Source organism: Solibacillus faecavium (assembly GCF_014836905.1).
In the GTDB taxonomy this organism is placed as follows: domain Bacteria; phylum Bacillota; class Bacilli; order Bacillales_A; family Planococcaceae; genus Solibacillus; species Solibacillus faecavium.
Genome location: NZ_JACSPZ010000032.1, coordinates 1 through 544, shown reverse-complemented (window position 1 = coordinate 544; position 544 = coordinate 1). Strand labels below are relative to the sequence as shown.

The window sequence follows — 544 nt, the reverse complement described above, 5'->3', positions numbered from 1 at the left end:
GAGCCATTAGCTCAGTTGGTAGAGCATCTGACTTTTAATCAGAGGGTCGAAGGTTCGAGTCCTTCATGGCTCACCAGTTTTCATATTGACAAATTATTTTAAAGATGTATAATAATTAAAGTCGAATGAAGCGGTCGTGGCGGAATGGCAGACGCGCTAGGTTGAGGGCCTAGTGGGGGCAACCCCGTGGAGGTTCAAGTCCTCTCGGCCGCACCAAGTAACTTTTAACTTGCGCCCGTAGCTCAATTGGATAGAGCGTCTGACTACGGATCAGAAGGTTATGGGTTCGACTCCTGTCGGGCGCGCCAAAAATATAAAATAATAAAATGCGGGTGTAGTTTAGTGGTAAAACCTCAGCCTTCCAAGCTGATGTTGTCGGTTCGATTCCGATCACCCGCTCCAGTTTTTTTAAAAAACTGTTGACATTCTAAAATGGATGTTATATGATATAAAAGTTGTCGCTAACGACAACACAATGAACCTTGAAAACTGAACAAGCAACGTTAATGAAACAAGCTTCTTAAATGAAGCAAACAATAGATTT

Annotated in this window: 4 tRNA genes; all 4 read left to right on the top strand. The window is 42.8% G+C overall.

The window, feature by feature from the left end:
• The 4 genes from H9635_RS19135 (at position 1) to H9635_RS19120 (ending at position 402) form a co-directional block, all read left to right on the top strand.
• Positions 1-76, top strand: a tRNA-Lys gene (locus H9635_RS19135).
• A 54-nt stretch (positions 77-130) separates the two neighbouring features.
• Positions 131-216 (top strand) — tRNA-Leu (locus H9635_RS19130).
• Positions 217-231: 15 nt separating this feature from the next.
• Positions 232-308: transfer RNA gene (locus H9635_RS19125), tRNA-Arg, on the top strand.
• 20 nt (positions 309-328) lie between these two features.
• A tRNA-Gly gene (locus H9635_RS19120) sits at positions 329-402 on the top strand.
• The last annotated feature ends 142 nt before the right edge of the window (positions 403-544 follow it).